Annotated in this window: 14 protein-coding genes; 2 read left to right on the top strand and 12 right to left on the bottom strand. The window is 70.3% G+C overall.

Features of this window, described 5'->3' with window-relative positions; translation table 11 throughout:
- Positions 1-291: 291 nt before the first annotated feature.
- Together tyrS and E0497_RS17515 are read right to left on the bottom strand one after the other, a co-directional pair.
- On the bottom strand, positions 292-1,569 hold the full coding sequence (tyrS, locus tag E0497_RS17510) for a tyrosine--tRNA ligase (RefSeq protein WP_137726080.1): 1,278 nt from the start codon (positions 1,567-1,569) through the stop codon (positions 292-294).
- Positions 1,562-2,206 carry a DNA-3-methyladenine glycosylase gene (locus E0497_RS17515; RefSeq protein ID WP_241665949.1) on the bottom strand — a complete coding sequence of 215 codons (645 nt, stop codon included), beginning with the start codon at positions 2,204-2,206 and terminating at the stop codon, positions 1,562-1,564. Before E0497_RS17515 ends, tyrS begins: the two co-directional genes overlap by 8 nt.
- Before the next feature lie 117 nt (positions 2,207-2,323).
- Here E0497_RS17515 and E0497_RS17520 point away from each other — a divergent pair, with 117 nt between their 5' ends.
- The gene (locus tag E0497_RS17520; protein ID WP_137726081.1) at positions 2,324-3,052 is read left to right on the top strand and encodes an ABC transporter ATP-binding protein; all 729 of its coding nucleotides are present in this window, start codon (positions 2,324-2,326) and stop codon (positions 3,050-3,052) included.
- Positions 3,049-3,810: an ABC transporter permease gene (locus tag E0497_RS17525; protein ID WP_137726082.1), complete on the top strand. Its 762-nt coding sequence runs from the start codon at positions 3,049-3,051 to the stop codon at positions 3,808-3,810. Before E0497_RS17520 ends, E0497_RS17525 begins: the two co-directional genes overlap by 4 nt.
- Before the next feature lie 4 nt (positions 3,811-3,814).
- On the opposite strand, the gene E0497_RS17530 is transcribed toward E0497_RS17525, so the two are convergent.
- The 10 genes from E0497_RS17530 to argC all read right to left on the bottom strand — a co-directional run bounded on the left by E0497_RS17530 (position 3,815) and on the right by argC (position 15,754).
- A complete protein-coding gene (locus tag E0497_RS17530; protein ID WP_137726083.1) occupies positions 3,815-4,030 on the bottom strand; it encodes a Trm112 family protein in 216 nt (71 codons plus the stop codon).
- Positions 4,031-4,080: 50 nt separating this feature from the next.
- Positions 4,081-7,044, bottom strand: coding sequence for an acyl-CoA synthetase (locus E0497_RS17535; RefSeq protein WP_170313005.1), 2,964 nt, complete (start codon positions 7,042-7,044; stop codon positions 4,081-4,083).
- 109 nt (positions 7,045-7,153) lie between these two features.
- Positions 7,154-8,578, bottom strand: a complete 1,425-nt coding sequence (gene argH / locus E0497_RS17540) for an argininosuccinate lyase (protein ID WP_137726084.1) — start codon at positions 8,576-8,578, stop codon at positions 7,154-7,156.
- A 3-nt stretch (positions 8,579-8,581) separates the two neighbouring features.
- Positions 8,582-9,781 carry an argininosuccinate synthase gene (locus tag E0497_RS17545; protein WP_137726085.1) on the bottom strand — a complete coding sequence of 400 codons (1,200 nt, stop codon included), beginning with the start codon at positions 9,779-9,781 and terminating at the stop codon, positions 8,582-8,584.
- 51 nt (positions 9,782-9,832) lie between these two features.
- On the bottom strand, positions 9,833-10,348 hold the full coding sequence (locus E0497_RS17550) for an arginine repressor (RefSeq protein WP_137726119.1): 516 nt from the start codon (positions 10,346-10,348) through the stop codon (positions 9,833-9,835).
- A complete protein-coding gene (gene argF, locus E0497_RS17555) occupies positions 10,345-11,286 on the bottom strand; it encodes an ornithine carbamoyltransferase (RefSeq protein WP_137726086.1) in 942 nt (313 codons plus the stop codon). The genes E0497_RS17550 and argF overlap by 4 nt, the downstream gene beginning before the upstream one ends.
- 4 nt (positions 11,287-11,290) lie before the next feature.
- Entirely contained in the window at positions 11,291-12,508 is a 1,218-nt protein-coding gene (locus tag E0497_RS17560) for an acetylornithine transaminase (protein WP_137726087.1), read from the bottom strand.
- A complete protein-coding gene (gene argB / locus E0497_RS17565) occupies positions 12,505-13,428 on the bottom strand; it encodes an acetylglutamate kinase (protein WP_137726088.1) in 924 nt (307 codons plus the stop codon). The genes E0497_RS17560 and argB overlap by 4 nt, the downstream gene beginning before the upstream one ends.
- A complete protein-coding gene (gene argJ, locus E0497_RS17570; RefSeq protein WP_137726089.1) occupies positions 13,425-14,675 on the bottom strand; it encodes a bifunctional glutamate N-acetyltransferase/amino-acid acetyltransferase ArgJ in 1,251 nt (416 codons plus the stop codon). Before argJ ends, argB begins: the two co-directional genes overlap by 4 nt.
- Positions 14,672-15,754, bottom strand: coding sequence for an N-acetyl-gamma-glutamyl-phosphate reductase (gene argC / locus E0497_RS17575; RefSeq protein ID WP_137726090.1), 1,083 nt, complete (start codon positions 15,752-15,754; stop codon positions 14,672-14,674). The genes argJ and argC overlap by 4 nt, the downstream gene beginning before the upstream one ends.
- Positions 15,755-15,843 lie beyond the last annotated feature (89 nt).

The following is a 15,843-nucleotide window of genomic DNA, read 5'->3' on the forward strand; positions in this document are numbered from 1 at the left end:
GTGAACACCAGTCAAACTCGGAGACCGTCAGGCGCTCCCCGTACAACCTCGTTTTCCCTCGCTGACCTGTGAAGATCGCGTCCGGGTCGGTGTCCGTGTCGCTCTGACCTGGAATAAGTTACGGGGCCGATCACCGCTTTGCCAAATCGCCTGGTCAGAGATGTGAATGCGGACAGCGTCGCAGCAAAACCCCAGGTAGCGCGATGGGGGCGGGACGAATCCCGCCCCCATCGGGCCGATCTACTTCTTCGTGACGCCGGACACGTCAGCTGGCGGTGCCGGGATACCGGCTCAGCCGGCGAGGGTCTTGATGCCGGCGAAGTTCTTCCGCCCGCGCCGGACGACCAGCCACTGTCCGTGCAACAGGTCGCCGGCCGCGGGCTCCCAGTCGTCGGACTCGATCCGCTGGTTGTTCACGTACGCGCCGCCCTCCTTCACCGCACGGCGCGCGGCGCCCTTGCTGTCGCACAGTCCGCTCGCCACGAGCAGGTCGACGATCGTGCGGGGCTGTCCGGCCGCGATCTCGGCGATCGACGCCTCCTTCAGTGCCGAGGCGAGCGTCGACTCGTCGAGCTCCGTCAGCTCCGCGCGCCCGAACAGTGCCCGGCTCGCCAACTCGACCGCGTCGGTGTTCGCCTGGCCGTGGACGAGGGTCGTCATCTCGGCGGCGAGGCGTCGCTGCGCCTCCCGTGCCTGCGGACGCTCGGCAGTCGCCGTCTCGAGTTCGGCCAGTTCCTCCTGCGTGAGGAACGTGAACCAGCGCAGGTAACGCATGACATCGGCGTCGCCGGTGTTCACGAAGTACTGGTACCAGGCATAGGGACTCGTCATCTCCGGGTCGAGCCACAGGCTGCCGCCGCCGGTGGACTTACCGAACTTCTTGCCGTCGGCCGATGTCACCAGCGGCACCGTCATACCGTGCACGGAGGCCGCGTCGACCTTCCGGTTGAGGTCGACGCCGGCCACGATGTTGCCCCACTGGTCGGAGCCTCCGACCTGCAGCGCACAGCCGTAGTTGCGACGCAGGTGCACGTAGTCGTTGGCCTGCAGCAGCATGTAGCTGAACTCGGTGTAGGACATGCCGTCCGATTCGAGGCGACGCTTGACGGTGTCGCGGGCCAGCATGACGTTCACAGAGAAGTGCTTGCCGATGTCGCGCAGGAAGTCGATCGCGGACAGCTTCGACGTCCAGTTCGCGTTGTTCTCGATGATCGCGCCGGTCGGTGAATCGTCGAAGTCGACGAACCGCTCGAGCTGGGCGCGGATCCGCTGCGCCCACTCGGCGACCGTGTCGGCCGAGTTCATGACCCGCTCACCCACGTCGCGCGGGTCACCGATCATGCCGGTGGCGCCGCCGGCCAGGACGATCGGACGGTGGCCGGCCCGCTGGAAACGCTTGAGGGCGAGCAGGGGCACGAGGTGGCCGGCGTGCAGGCTCGGTCCGGTCGGGTCGAAGCCCGCATACAACGTGACTGGACCGGCCTCGGTCTCACGACGCAGCGCGTCCAGATCGGTCGACTGGGCGATGAGGCCCCGCCAGGAAAGTTCGTCAAGGATGTTCTCAGTCACGCACCCGATCATCCCACCGCCCGGTTGCGGCGGGTGCGCGTGGGCTGCGCCGGTACGCGGAGACGGCCGTCGAACCGGGTACCCACAATCGCCACGGCCGATCCGCGGCGACAGCGACCCCCACCCGCGGTCCACTGCGGACGTCGTCCACCGGATGCAGTTCGAGCGTCATACCCGGGTCGGGACCGAACAGGTCGATTCCGTTGCGGTCGAGGGACAGTCCGAGCGCACTGCCGAGATTGCCGGGGCCGCGGGCGGCGTCGGACAGGCGCCGGATCGCCGGCCGCCGGGTCGCCACGACATCGTGACCGGACAGGATCTCGGCGGCCCTCATGAGCACACCACCGGCGACCCCGTCCGGGCCGTAGGAGACGTTCGCACAGAAATGCATGCCGTAACTGCGGTACACGTACAGATGTCCGGCCTCACCGAACATGACCGCGTTGCGGGCGGTGCGGCCCCGATACGAGTGCGCGGCAGGGTCGGGCCACGGACCGTCCGGGTCACCGCCGTACGCCTCGACCTCGACGAGTCGGGCACGAACGGTGCCCACGGTCAACACCGCGCCCAGTACCGCCCGGGCGGCCGTCAGCGGATGGTCGGCGTCGCGCAGGATCGTTCGTCCGTTCGAGGTCACGCTGCCGATTCTGCACCGCGGCCCGTCCCTCGTGGACCGGTCGTTGACCGCGGCCCGCCCCCGGGACGACGATGTCCTCGTGCGATGAGTTCGTTCCCCCGAGGAATCGAGGCGACCATGACCGGCCCTCCCGCCGTGGACGCTCGCGGTCTGACGGTGCGCCGCGGGGACGTCCCCGCCTTGGACGACGTGTCCGTCTCGATCCCGTCCGGGTCGATCACCGGGCTGCTGGGGCCGTCCGGCTGCGGCAAGACCACCTTCATGCGGTCCGTCGTCGGAACGCAGATCGTCGAATCCGGGGCGGTCACGGTCCTCGGCAGCCCCGCCGGGGCGTCGTCGCTGCGTCGCCGGATCGGGTACGTCACCCAGGACCCGTGCGTCTACCTCGACCTGTCGGTGCGCGACAACGTCCGCTACTTCGCCGCGGCCTACGGCGCCGACTCCGCCGCCGTCGACGAGACGATCGACGCGGTCGGCCTGACGAGTCGCACACGGCATCGGGCGTCGGATCTGTCCGGGGGCCAGCTCGGACGCGTGTCGCTCGCGTGTGCCCTGGTCGGGAGGCCCGAACTCCTCGTCCTCGACGAACCCACCGTCGGCCTGGACCCGGTGCTGCGCGCCGACCTGTGGGAGCACTTCGACGCGCTCGCCGCGGCCGGCACGACACTGATCGTGTCCAGTCACGTCATGGACGAGGCCGACCACTGCGAGGGCCTGCTGCTGATGCGCGACGGGCGCCTGCTCGCGCACCTGGCCCCGGACGATCTGCGGGCCCGGACCGGGAAGACGAATCTCGAGGAGGCGTTCCTCTCCCTCATCCGCGGCCGGGTGGGGATCGACCGATGATCGTCACACCCCGCATCTACGCGGCGAGCACCGTCCGTATCCTCCGGCAGTTGCGCGGCGACCACCGGACGGTCGCGATGATCCTGCTGGTGCCGTCCCTCCTGATGATCCTGCTGTACTTCCTGTACCAGAACGTGCCGACCACCCCGGGCGAGGTCCCGCTGTTCGACCGGATCGCGATCACGATGCTCGGCATCATCCCGTTCATCGTGATGTTCCTGGTGACATCCATCGCGATGCAGCGGGAACGCAGCTCCGGCACCCTCGAACGGCTGCTCACCACTCCCCTGTCCAAGCTGGACCTGCTCGGCGGCTACGGCACCGCCTTCTCTCTGGCCGCGGCCGCGCAGGCCGCCCTCGCGTGCGGTGTCGCGTTCGGGTTCCTCGGACTGAGCACACAGGGATCGCTCGTGTGGGTGATCCTCATCGCCGTGGTCAACGCGGTCCTCGGGGTCGCCCTCGGACTGCTGTGCAGCGCGTTCGCCCGCACCGAGTTCCAGGCCGTGCAGTTCATGCCCGTCATCGTCATCCCGCAGCTGCTGCTCTGCGGGCTGCTCGTGCCGCGCGGCCAACTGCCGCAATGGCTCGAATGGGTCAGCAACGTCCTACCGCTGAGTTACGCCGTCGAGGCGCTGCAGCAGGTCGCGGCCCACCCCGGAACCACCGGGCTGATGTGGCGCGACATCGGTATCGTGGCCGGATTCGTCGTCGCCGCCCTGTGCCTGGCCGCGGCCACGCTGCGGCGCCGGACGCCGTGACCGGTCAGGCGTCGGCGGCGGTACCGCGGGCGAGGTAGTCCGCGTGCGCGGCGTCGTCCACGTCACGGGCCTCGTCGATCAGCAGCACCGGAATACCGTTCTCGATGGGGTAGGCGCGGCGCAGGCGCGGGTTGTAGAGCACCTCGTCGCCGACCAGCAGCAACGGGCCCTTGTCCTGCGGGCACGCCAGGATGCTGAGCAGGGTCGGATCAATGGACACGTGAAATCCTCTCGGGCCGTTCGTCGATCTCGGCCGGTCCAGGGTACAAGTCACGCCGACCGCTCCCCGTACCGCGCCGCGATCGCCTTCGTGAACCGCCGGTACCGGCCGGTCTCGGTGTCGAGATGCCACGACCGGGCACTCGGCGCAGGCAGGCCCGCCGCCTGCAGCGCCGCGGAATTCGGCCGGTACGACGCACCCAGCGGAATCGTGTCGACGACGTGCACGATGTCGGGACACTGCGCGATCGGCAACTGTCCGAGTGCGGCCGTGATCTCGGCGATGCTCGGGGTCCGGCCGCCGTCGACGGTGATCGCCGCGACCGGCACCCGGTGGTCTCCCGCCGGCACCCCGTAGGCGACGGCGAGACCGACCTGCGGCATCTCCCCGAGCGCATCGACAATCGGCTGTGTGTACACCGGACCACGTTCGGCGGCGACGACGGCACGCTTGTGGTCGACGAGCCAGAAGTCGCCGTCCGGATCGCGTCGGAACAGGTTCTCGGTGGGCACCCACGCGTCGCCCGCCGCGAACACCCCGCGCATCACGCCGGGCGCGAACTCGGCGCGCGTGCCGGGACGCCCGAGCAGCAGTCCCACCTCGTCGTCGGCGCATTCCCGGACGAACCCCTGCTCGTCCTCGAGCAGACGACCCTCGATCGGGTCGTACGCGCCGATCCGCACGTCCGCACTGCCCGGCAGCGGCCGCCCCTTCGACCCCACCTTGGCGCCGGACACGTTCACGAGCACGACCTCACCCTCGGTGGAGGCGTAGAACTCCAGGACTCGGGCCGGGGCGAACCGTTCGGTGGTCCGGCGCCACAGGCCCGGCGGCATACCGGATCCGATGAACAACCGGATCGGGTGACCGTCCTCGAGCGGCAGGGTTTCGGCGTCGAGGATCTCGCGCATCATCGTCCACGTGTAGCTGACGACGGTGACGCCGTACCGGTGCACCTCCTCCGCGAACCGCTCCGGATCCAGGCCCCGCGACAACGCGATCCGCGCGCCGCCGGCGATCGCACCGCCGAGTGTCGCCATGATCCCCGACGAATGATGCAACGGGGCAAGGCAGTACACGGTGTCGCCGCGGCTCAGCGACGCGGCCGACGCGGTACCGAACGCCGACAACGCCCAGCGGTAGTTGGTGATGTACTTGGCCTCGAGGCTGCCGCAGGCACCGCTGAACACGACGAACGCCAACTCACGGGCCAGCCCCGGATCCGGCCGGTACCAGCCGGGCAGCGTCACCGTGTCGGGGTCGATCTGCTCGAGATCGACGACGTCCGGCCCGAGATCGACCGGCAGGCCGCGGGATTCGCCACCGCCGAGGACGAGGACCTTCTTGCCGGTCGCGACCGCGTCCGCGACATGGTCGGGATCGGCGACGATCTTCTCGACCAACCCCAACCGCACGGCCTCGTCCAGGTCCCGACCCGGCGGCAGCAGCACCGCGACGGCACCGATCCGGGACAGTGCCGCGATCGTGACGAGCGCGCTGGGCCGGGTCGCCATGAGCACACCGATGTGGTTGGCCGGCCGCACCCCGGAATGGACCAGGCCGCGGACGACGTTGTCGATGCGGGTGTTGACGGCGACGTTGGTGTGGACCCGGTCGTCGAACAGGAAGCATTCGCCGCCCGGCGCGTGCCGGCCCTGCTCGGCGAGCAGCAGGCCCAGCGAGATCCGCGAATGCGACTGCAACTGCCCGAGGCGGACGAGCCGCGGCAGCGCCCGCGTCGCCTCGATCGAGAGTTCCTTCGTCCCACGCACCGTGCCGGCCGCGAAATCGGCGAGACCCTTACCGAACCCGACACCGACCTCCGCGATCGACGCGACCGTGTGGGTGATCCGGTTGGTGATGCTCACACCGGTGTCGTGGCCGGACGGCTCGTCGTGGATCATCACGTCCACCAACTCCGGGCGCGGTCCGATACCCTCCCGCCAGCGCACCCACTCGCCGGTCGTCGGCCACGTGTGCGACGCCGACGCCGACCCGACGACCAGCCCGAAATGGCCGGCCCGCAACGTGGATTCGAACACCTCGGCGCGCGGGGCGGCCCGTTTGATGCCGCGCACCGCGAGCGGCTGACCGATGTCGTCGACCTCGCCGACGAACGCCAGGATCGGGCAGGTCACCTCCGCGAGGCTCACCACGGTGTCCTTGATGACGAAACCACCGGTCATCATCCGGTTGTGGACGATGAACTGCTTGAGCAGTTCCGCGACCGCCGGACCCGACCACGCGACCCAGCCGTCCTGCGACAGGAACCGGCGCTGCTGCTCGCGCGGCAGCAACGCGTCCCGGTCGTGCAACTGCAGGAGGAAATCGATCCGCGACTTCGCGGTCTTCACCGGATCCAGCAACTGGAACCCGGTGCGGGCCATCCAGCCCGCGATGGAGAACCTGTTGAACAGGTGATCGGCCAGGATGTCGGCGCCTTTGCTGGCGATGCCGGCGGGGATGTTGAACGGCAACGCCGCCAACGTGTCCACGGGGGCGCCGAACGTGACGACACTCGCGATGTTGCGGCAGCGCCGGTACGCGGCCGCCTGATAGCAGAACATGCCGCCCTGCGAATACCCGGACAGGTGCACGTCCCGGCCGGTGTGCTCGTGGACGAGGTGGACGATCTCGTCGATCGCGAGGATGTGGTCGGTGAGCGTCCGGTTCCAGCCGCCCTCCTCCGAGTCCGGGGAGCCGAAATCGACGACCCACGGGTCGAGGCCCTGCCCGTGCAGGATGCCGACCGCCCCCTGATCACGGGTGACGTCGTACACGTCCGCCGACATCATCATCGGCGGGATCAACAGGATCGGCGCACCGGCCGCGGCCGGATCGGTGTCCGGGAAGTAGCGGCGCAGCCGGTACATCGGGGCCCGCTCGACGATCTGGAACGGGGACGGGGTCGCCCCCGTTTCCAGACCGCCGAGCCGAACCACTTCGAGGCCGTTCTGTGCCGTGGCGACGGCGCGCCGCAACGAACCCACCACGTAGTCGGTACTCGGACTCACCAGTGCACTCCCCCAGCAAACCGTCGTGACTCGCGTCACATACTGTTTCGATGAGCCTCCACCCTACTGCGTGGGTGAACTCGGGGTTACACCGACTCGCGGGTCACCGCTACGCGCGCGTCCACTCCCGCAGCGCACCGGCCGACCGGCGCACGCCGCCGAGCTGTTCGGCGACCCGCACGCCCGCGGTACCGCCGCGCGCATTACGGGACGCGATCGAACCGGGCACCGTCAGCACCTCCCGCACCGCCGGGGTGAGCGCCGGGTCGACCCCGGCCAGTTCCGCGTCGGTGAGCTCGTCCAGGCCCACGCCCCGCGCCTCGGCGACCCGCACGCACGCGCCCGCCGCTTCGTGCGCCACCCGGAACGGAACGCCCTGGCGGACCATCCATTCCGCGATGTCGGTGGCCAGAGTGAAGCCCGCCGGAGCCAGCTCCGCCATCCGGTCGGTGTGGAACTCGAGGGTGCCGACCAGACCGGTGATCGCCGGCAGCAGCAGCTCGAGCTGCGCCACCGAATCGAACACCGGCTCCTTGTCCTCCTGCAGGTCCCGGTTGTACGCCAGCGGCTGCGCCTTGAGCGTCGCCAGCAGACCGGTCACGTTGCCGATGAGGCGTCCGGCCTTGCCACGGGTGAGTTCGGAGACGTCCGGGTTCTTCTTCTGCGGCATGATCGACGACCCCGTCGACCAGGCGTCGGCCAGCGTGACATACCCGAATTCCGGGGTGCTCCAGATGATGACCTCTTCGGCCATCCGGGACAGGTCGACCGCGATCATCGCGAACACGAACGCCGCCTCGGCCGCGAAATCGCGGGACGACGTCGCGTCGATCGAGTTCTCCGCGGCCGCGTCGAACTTCAGTTCCGCCGCGATCGCGTCCGGATCCAGACCCAGCGACGACCCGGCGAGCGCACCGGACCCGTACGGGGACACCGCCGCCCGCTTGTCGAAGTCCTGCAGACGCTGCACGTCCCGCAGCAGCGGATGCGTGTGCGCCAGCAGATGATGCGCCAGCAGCACCGGCTGCGCCGCCTGCAGATGCGTCTTGCCCGGCATCACCGCGTCCGGATGCGCCGCCGCCTGGGTGGCGAGCGCGTCGACCACGTCCAGGACACCGTCGGCGACCCGACGGGCCGCGTCCCGCAGCCACATCCGGAACAGCGTCGCCACCTGGTCGTTGCGGGACCGTCCGGCCCGCAGCCGGCCACCGACCTCGGGGCCGACCCGCTCGATCAGGCCACGCTCGAGCGCGCCGTGCACGTCCTCGTCGGACTCGGCCGGCCCGAACGCACCCGAGGCGACGTCCGCGCCGAGCCGGGTGAGACCGTCGAGCATGGTGGCGAGGTCGGCGTCACTGAGCAGACCCGCCTTGTGCAGGACCTTGGCGTGCGCCTGCGAGGCCCGCACGTCGTACGGGGCCAGCACCCAGTCGAAGTGCGTCGACTTGCTCAGCGCCGCCATGGCGGCGGCCGGTCCGGACTCGAACCGGCCGCCCCACAGGGCGCCCTCGTTGGTTCCGTGAGCGTCGCTCATGGCCTAGAGACCCAGGTCCCGCTTCGCCGCGACCTTGGAGGACAGGCCGTGGATGTTGACGAAGCCCTTCGCGTACGACTGGTCGAACGTGTCGCCCTCGTCGTAGGTGGCCAGGTTGAAGTCGTACAGCGACTGCGGGCTGCGGCGGCCGTTGACGGTGATCGCGCCACCGTGCAGGAACAGGCGGATGTCGCCGGTGACCCGCTCCTGGGTCTTCGCGACGAACGAGTCCAGCGCGTCCTTGAGCGGCGAGAACCACAGGCCGTCGTAGACCAGCTCGGACCAGCGCTGCTCCATCTGGCGCTTGTAGCGGCCCAGCTCACGCTCGAGGGTGAGGTGCTCGAGTTCCTGGTGCGCGGTGATGAGGACCATCGCGCCCGGGGCCTCGTAGATCTCGCGGCTCTTGATGCCGACGAGACGGTCCTCGACGACGTCGAGGCGGCCGACGCCCTGCGCGCCCGCACGCTTGTTGAGCTCCTGGATGGCCTCGAGGACGGTGACCGGCTTGCCGTCGATCGCGACCGGCTTACCCGCCTCGAAGCTGATGATCAGCTCGTCCGGGGTGTTCCAGTTCAGGGTCGGGTCCTGCGTGTAGTCGTACACGTCCTTGGTCGGCGCGTTCCACAGGTCCTCGAGGAAGCCCGTCTCCACCGCGCGGCCCCACACGTTCTGGTCGATCGAGAACGGCGAACGCTTGGTGACGTTGATCGGGATGTTGTTCTCCTCGGCGAAGGCGATGGCCTTCTCGCGGGTCCACGCGTAGTCACGGACCGGTGCGATGACCTCGAGGTCGGGGGCGAGGGCGCCGAAACCGACCTCGAAACGGACCTGGTCGTTGCCCTTGCCGGTGCAGCCGTGCGAGACGACGGTGCCGCCGTGCGCCCGCGCGGCCTCGACGATGTGCTTGACGATCAGCGGACGGCTGATGGCCGACACCAGCGGGTACCGGTCCATGTACAGCGCGTTGGCCTGGATGGTCGGCAGGCAGTACTCGTCCGCGAACTCGTCACGCGCATCCACCACGACCGACTCGACGGCACCGCAGTCGAGGGCACGCTGACGCACGACGTCCATGTCCTCGCCGCCCTGGCCGAGATCGATGGCGACGGCGACAACTTCCTTGCCGGTCTCCTTGCCGATCCAGCTGATGGCCACAGAGGTGTCCAGCCCGCCCGAGTAGGCGAGTACGACGCGATCAGCCATGGTGTGTGTGCTCCTTAGAAATTCGATGTGTTCGAGGGAAGAGTCTAGTGCTCAGGCCAGGCGCTCGATCGCGGCGGCAAGCTCGGATCCGGTGAGCGGTTCACGAGCCACCACCACGATCGTGTCGTCGCCGGCGATCGTGCCGACGACGTCGGGCAGCGACGCCCGGTCGAGGGCGCTGGCCAGGTAGTGCGCGGCCCCCGGAGGTGTGCGCAGGACGGCGAGGTTGCCGCTGGCGTCGGTGGACACCAGCAGCTCCCCCAACAGCCGGGACAGGCGGTCGGTGCCGCCGGAGACGCCCCGCACGGGCGAGCCGTCCTCCGGCACCACGTACACGCCGGCGCCGCCGTCGGCCGCCCGCAGCTTCACCGCGCCGAGTTCCTCGAGGTCCCGCGACAGCGTCGCGTGCGACACCTCGATGCCCTCCTCGGCGAGGAGACCGGCAAGCTCGGCCTGGCTGCGGATGTGCCCCTCGGCGACGAGCGCGGTGATCCGCGCCTGCCGGCCGGCACGGGTGTGCGCGACCGCCGCCGACGGGGTACGTCCGGATCCGGGGGCGGAGGTCACGGCCGCGACCCGGTGCGCTGCGCGAGCAGCCACACGAGCAGGGCCTTCTGCGCGTGCAGCCGGTTCTCGGCCTCGTCCCACGCCCCGGACTGCGGGCCGTCGAGGACGTCGTCGGTGATCTCCTCGCCGCGGTGCGCGGGCAGGCAGTGCAGGACGACCGCGTCGTCGGCCGCCTTCCCCAGCAGGTCGGCATCGATCCGGTACGGCCGGAACGGTCCGATCCGGTCGAGGCCGTCCTCCTCCTGCCCCATCGACGTCCACGTGTCGGTGACGAGGACGTCGGCGCCGACGACCGCGGCCTGCGCGTCGTCGGTGAGGGTGATCATCGCCCCGGTCTGCTCGGCGCGCACCCGGGCGGCGTCGACGATCGTCGGGTCGGGGGTGAACCCGGCCGGTGCGGCGATCGTGACGTGCATGCCGGCGGTGACGCCGCCGAGCAGCAGCGAGTGCGCCATGTTGTTGGCACCGTCACCGAGGTACGTCAGCCGCAGGCCCTTCAGGTCGCCCTTGCGTTCGGCGATCGTCTGCAGATCGGCGAGCACCTGGCACGGGTGGAACTCGTCGGACAGGGCGTTGACGATCGGGATCGTCGCACCCTCGGCCATCTGCTCGAGCCGCTCCTGCCCGAACGTGCGCCACACGACGGCGTCGACGAACCGGGACAGCACGCGCCCCGTGTCCTGCAGGGTCTCGTCGCGGCCCAGCTGGGTGCTGCGGCCGTCGACGACGACGGCGTGCCCGCCGAGCTGCGCGATACCCACCTCGAACGAGAAGCGGGTGCGGGTCGAGTTCTTGTCGAAGATGACACCGACACCGCGCGGCCCCTCGAGGGGACGGTGGGAGAACGGGTTCGCCTTGAGCTCGGCGGCCAGCGCCAGCACCTCGGCCTGCTCGGCCGGGGTCAGATCGTCGTCGCGCAAGAAGTGACGAATCGTCATGGAGTTACTTACCTTCCGTCGGCATCGCTGCCGCGGCAGCATTCAGAATGGCGGGCAGGGCCGCGATGAAGCCTTCGGCCTGTTCCTCGGTGACGATCAGCGGCGGCGCGATCCGCACGACACCCGGCTGGGCGGCGTTGACGAGATACCCGGCGTCGCGGGCCGCAGTCTCCACGGCGGGCGCGACGTCGTCGGTGAGGACGACACCGAGCAGCAGGCCCGCGCCCCGGACGTGGTCGACGAGCGGATGCCCGAGCGCCTCGATACCGGTCCGGAACACCTTGCCGATCGCGTCGGCGTGCGACACCAGATCCTCGTCGGCGATCGTCTTCAGCACCGCGAGCGCGGCAGCCGCGCACACCGGGTTGCCGCCGAACGTGGTGCCGTGCTTACCGGGGCCGAACAGCTCGGCCGCCGCACCGGTCGCGATGCACGCACCGATCGGCATGCCGCCACCGAGGCCCTTCGCGAGGGTCATGACGTCGGGGACGATCCCGGCCGCCTGGTGCGCATAGAACCAGCCGGTGCGGCCGATACCGGTCTGCACCTCGTCGAGCATGAGCAGCGCGCCGCGCTCGGCGGTGATCTTCCGGGCACCGGCCAGGTAGCCCTCCGGCGGGACGACGACACCACCCTCACCCATGATCGGTTCGAGCAGGACCGCGGCGGTGTCCGAGTCGACGGCCCGGTCGAGGGCGTCGAGGTCGCCGTACGGCACGTGCTCGACACCGGCCGGCATCGGCTCGAACGGGGCCCGCTTGTCAGGCTGGCCGGTGAGCGCCAGCGCGCCCATCGTCCGGCCGTGGAACGCCTTCTCCGCGGCGATGATCTTGCGACGTCCGGTGAGCCGCGCCAGCTTGAACGCGGCCTCGTTGGCCTCGGTGCCCGAGTTGCACAGGAACACCCGTCCGGTGACGGTACCGGTCTCCCCCGCACCGAGCTGCGACAGGAGATGCTCGGCGAGCGCGACGGACGGTTCGGACGCGTACAGGTTCGACACGTGCCCGAGCGTGGACAGCTGCGCGGTGACGGCCTCGATGATCGCCGGATGCGCGTGGCCGAGCAGGTTGACGGCGATACCGGCGAGCAGATCCAGGTACTGCTTGCCGTCGGCGTCGGTGACGACCGCGCCCTCGCCGCGCACCAGCGCCACCCGCGGCACGCCGTAGGTGTTCATCAGGGCGCCGGACCAGCGCTGTTGGAGATCCGTGGTGGCGGTCATTGCGGTCCTTCCGGGGTAGTCGGGGTGTCGAGTGTTTCGGGGGTCACCATCGTGCCGATGCCCTCGCCGGTGAAGAGTTCGAGCAGCACGGCGTGCGCGACGCGGCCGTCGATGACGTGCGCGGTGGGCACGCCGCCGTCGACGGCGCGCAGGCAGGCCTCCATCTTGGGGACCATGCCGGCGTCGAGGCTCGGCAGCAGCCGGCGCAGGGCGGTGGCGTCGATCTCGGAGGCCAGCGAGCTGCGGTCGGGCCAGTCGGTGTAGAGGCCCTCGACGTCGGTGAGGACGACGAGTTTCTCCGCGCCGATCGCCTCGGCGAGGGCCGCGGCCGCGGTGTCGGCGTTGATGTTGTGGACGACGCCGTCCTCGTCGGGGGCGATCGTGGACACGACGGGGATGCGTCCGGCGTCGATGAGGTCGAGGACGGCCGCCGGGTCGACGCTGGTGACGTCGCCGACGAGACCGATGTCGGTGGGGGTGCCCTCGACCTGCACGGTGCGGCGGGTCGCGGTGAACAGGCGGGCGTCCTCACCGGAGATCCCGACGGCGAACGGGCCGTGCGCGTTGATCAGGCCGACGAGTTCCCGACCGACCTGCCCGAACAGCACCATCCGGACGACGTCCATGACCTCGGGGGTGGTGACCCGGAAGCCGCCCCGGAATTCGCCCTCCATGCCGAGTCGGGACAGCATCGCGTTGATCTGCGGTCCGCCGCCGTGCACGACGACCGGGTGGATGCCGACGGTCCGCAGGAACGCCATGTCCTTCGCGAACGCGGCCTTGAGATCGTCGTCGATCATGGCGTTGCCGCCGTACTTGATCACGACGGTCTTGCTGTGGAACCGCTGCAGCCACGGCAGCGCCTCGGCCAGGACGTACGCCTTCTGGTTCGAGGTGAGATTTTCGATGGCCCCGCTCACGACGAGTACGCCGAGTTCTCTTCGACGTACGCGTGCGACAGATCGGTGGTGCGGATGGCGACCTCCGCGTCACCGACACCGAGGTCGATACGCAGGGCGATGTCCTCGCCGGACAGGTCGACCTCCCGGGCGCCGGGCGCGCCGACGCCGTCGATGCAGACCGGATTGCCGTTGAAGGACACCGCGATCCGGTCCGGGTCGAGGGTGATCGGGGCGATGCCGACGGCGGCGAGGACGCGGCCCCAGTTGGGGTCGGAGCCGAACAGTGCCGTCTTGACGAGGCTGTCGCGGGCGACGGTGCGGGCGGCGATCAACGCGTCCTGCTCGGAGGCGGCGCCGGTGACGGTGACGGTGACCCGCTTGGTGACACCCTCGGCGTCGGCCATCATCTGGTCGGCGAGGTCGTCGCACACGGCGAGGACGGCGGCGTTCAGTTCGTCCTGGGCGGGGGTGACGCCGCTGGCGCCGGACGACAGCAGCAGCACGGTGTCGTTGGTGGAGGTGGCACCGTCGACGTCGAGGCGGTCGAACGTCATCCGGGTGGCGTGCCGCAGCGCCTGATCGAGCTGGGCGGCGGTGGCGACGGCGTCGGTGGTGACGACGCACAGCATCGTGGCGAGTGACGGGGCGAGCATGCCCGCCCCCTTGGCCATGCCGCCGACGTTCCACTTGCCGCCGTGGTGCAGGGCCGCCTGCTTGGGGACGGTGTCGGTGGTCATGATCGCGTACGCGGCGTCGGTGCCACCGGAGATGCCGCCGGCCAGTTCGTGCACGATCTCGGTGACGCCGGCGAGGATCTTGTCCATCGGCAGCCGGTCGCCGATCAGGCCGGTGGAGCACACCGCGACCTCACCGGCGCCGGTGTCGGTGCCCCAGTCGGACAAGGCGGCGGCGACGTGTTCGGCGGTGGCGTGGGCGTCCTGGAAGCCGGGGGCGCCGGTGCAGGCGTTGGCGCCGCCCGAGTTGAGGACGACGGCCCGCAGCGCCCCGGCCGTCAGCACCTGCTGCGACCACAGCACCGGCGCGGCCTTGACCTTGTTGGCGGTGAACACGCCGGCCGCCGCCAGATCGGGACCCTCGTTGAACACGAGCGCGAGGTCGGAGCGGCCGCTGGCCTTGATGCCGGCCTGGATGCCGGCGGCCCGGAACCCGGCGGGTGCGGTGACACCCTGGCTGCGGATCAGCCGGCCACCGGCGGTCTCGACGGCGTCGCTGAAGGCGGAATCGGTTGTCGGTTCGGTGGTCACGGGGCCACTCCCACGGTGCTCAGGCCGTCGGTCTCGGGGAGCCCGAGAGCGAGGTTCATGGATTGGACGGCACCGCCGGCGGTGCCCTTGGTGAGGTTGTCGATCGCGGCGATCGCCACGAGCAGTCCGGCGTCGGCATCGACGGTGACGGCGATCTGGACGGCGTTGGAGCCGACGACCGCACCGGTCTGCGGCAACTGCCCCTCGGGCAGCACGTGCACGAACGGCTCGTCCCGGTACGCCTTCTCGTAGACGGCGCGGACCTCGTCGGCGGTCGCGGTCGTCGGGGCGGTGCAGGTGGCGAGGATGCCGCGCGGCATCGGCGCGAGGACCGGCAGGAACGACACGGTCACGTCGGTGCCGGCCGCGGCGGACAGGTTCTGCCGGATCTCCGGGGTGTGCCGGTGGGCGCCGGCGACACCGTAGGCGCGCACCGACCCCATCACCTCGGAGCCGAGCAGGTCCGCCTTGGGCGCCTTGCCCGCACCGGACGTGCCGGACACCGCGACGACGTTGACCCGCGGCTCGACGATCCCGGCCGCGACGGCCGGGGCCAGCGCGAGCGACGACACCGTCGGGTAGCAGCCGGGCACCGCGATGCGGGTGGCGCCGACCAGCTTGTCGCGGCCGCCGGGCAGCTCGGGCAGGCCGTACGGCCAGCTGCCGGCGTGCGGGCTGCCGTAGTACTTCTCCCATGCGGCGGCGTCGGTGAGCCGGAAGTCGGCACCGCAGTCGATGATCACCGTCGATGCGGGGAGCTGCTGCGCGATCGCCGCCGAATGGCCGTGCGGCAGGCCGAGGAAGACGACGTCGTGGCCGGCGAGGGTCTCGACGTCGGTGGCCCCGAGGATCCGGTCGGCGAGCGGCAGCAGGTGCGGGTGGTGCGAGCCGAGGGTGCTGCCGGCGTTACCGCCCGCGGTGAGCGCACCGATGACGAGCGAGCCGTCACGGTAGGCGGGGTGCCCGAGGAGCAGGCGCAGGATCTCGCCGCCCGCGTACCCACTCGCTCCCGCGATCGCGACCTTGATCGGCGGCCGCTGCTCGGCCGTCGCTGCTCCAGCGTCTCCAGAAGTACCCATGCGGATGATTATGCACCATCATGCAAGAACATTCACAGTGGGTTTCGGGGGTACATCGGGCCGTCGGTTCTAGATTGGGCACAGGAGGT

It is taken from the genome of Prescottella subtropica (assembly GCF_005434945.1).
In the GTDB taxonomy this organism is placed as follows: Bacteria; Actinomycetota; Actinomycetes; order Mycobacteriales; family Mycobacteriaceae; genus Prescottella; species Prescottella subtropica.